The organism is Paraburkholderia bryophila, from assembly GCF_003269035.1.
Classification (GTDB): Bacteria; Pseudomonadota; Gammaproteobacteria; order Burkholderiales; family Burkholderiaceae; genus Paraburkholderia; species Paraburkholderia bryophila.
The window spans coordinates 1-1,448 of record NZ_QLTK01000082.1; the positions used below are offsets into that span (position 1 = coordinate 1).

Below are 1,448 nucleotides of genomic sequence, written 5' to 3' on the forward strand. Positions count from 1 at the left end.
CCCTCCATGTCAGGCTAGTTGTCGCCTCAGCCGAACCGATTAGTGTAAAGATGGAGGGCGGACAGCGAATGGAAGATGAAACGCTATTCAGCGGAGACCCGGGACTGGGTAATCAAACAGATGATGCCGCCGTTTAATCGCGCGGTCGTCGAGCTGGCGGGAGCGACGGGCATCACCGCGGTGACGCTACGGACCTGGCGGCAACAGGCAAGGAATGCAGGGGTAGTCATGCCGGGTGATGGCAGAACCAGCGATCAGTGGTCAAGCGCCGACAAGTTCAGGGTGGTGCTGGAGACGGCAGCGCTCAACGAGGTCGAGATCTCGCAGTACTGCCGCAGCAAGGGCATCTATCCGGAACAGATCCGGCAGTGGCGCGAGGCGTGCGAGCAGGCCAACGTCGCACCGGAAATAAAGCCAACCGCTACCCGACGCGATGAAGCAAAGGCCGCTCACAAACGCATTCGTGAGCTGGAGCGCCAGCTCAAGCGCAGCGATGCCGCGCGCGCGGAGGCGGCGGCGTTGCTGAACCTGCGAAAAAAAGCCGAAGCGATCTGGGGCAAGGAAGAGGAAGACTGATCAGCCGCCCGGATCGCGATGAAGCCATGCAGTTGATCGATGAGGCCGTGCAGCAGGGAGCGCGCCGCTCAAGCGCGTGTGAGCAGTTGGGGCTGAGCGTGCGCAGCGTCCAGCGCTGGCGCCTGTCGCCTCAGGATGGGCGTACTCAGGTGCAGCGGGCAGCACCGCCCAACCGTCTGACTGACGCAGAGCGGCAAGCCGTGCTCGATGCGGCCAACCGCCCGGGCTACGCGAGCCTGACGCCGCACCAGATCGTGCCGAAACTGGCGGATGAGGGAGTGTATCTGGCGTCCGAATCGACGTTCTACCGGGTGCTGAAAGCGGCGGGCCAGGGGCAGCGGCGCGGTCGTGCGCAGGCGCCGCAACGCCGGGCGCTCACGACGCACTGTGCCCGAGGCCCTAACCAGGTGTGGTGCTGGGATATCACGTGGATGCCGTCGACAGTCAGGGGCCGGTACTTCTACTGGTACATGATGAAAGACATCTACAGCCGCAAGCTCGTGATGAACGAGGTGTGGGAGCAGGAGTCGGCCGAGCACGCGAGCGTCCTGCTGACCAAGGGTTGTCTGCGCGAAGGCATCGCCGGGCGGCCTCTGGTGCTGCATTCGGATAACGGTAGCGCAATGAAGGGAGCCACGATGCGCGCGACCATGATCGATCTGGGCGTGCAGCCCTCGTTCAGCCGGCCGCGCGTAAGTAACGACAATGCCTTTGCAGAATCGCTGTTCCGCACCGCGAAGTACTGTGCATTGTGGCCCGAGCGGCCGTTCGATACGCTGGAGGCGGCTCGGGAATGGGTGCAGTGCTTTGTGCAGTGGTACAACGAGGAGCACTGTCACAGCGGGTTGAAGTATGTCAGTCCGGCACAACGG

The 1,448-nt window shown here is 63.4% G+C and carries 2 protein-coding genes; both read left to right on the forward strand.

Annotated features, from left to right (window positions below; all coding sequences use genetic code 11):
- Positions 1-75: 75 nt before the first annotated feature.
- Entirely contained in the window at positions 76-576 is a 501-nt protein-coding gene (locus BX591_RS35845; RefSeq protein WP_111936018.1) for a transposase, read from the forward strand.
- 26 nt (positions 577-602) lie between these two features.
- A partial coding sequence (locus BX591_RS35850; protein WP_111936019.1) for an IS3 family transposase occupies positions 603-1,448 on the forward strand: 846 nt, incomplete at its 3' end.

Bases quoted from the DNA above. Each gene is read 5' to 3' on its own strand.
- BX591_RS35845 (WP_111936018.1), top strand. From the start codon at position 76: ATGAAACGCTATTCAGCGGAGACCCGGGACTGGGTAATCAAACAGATG.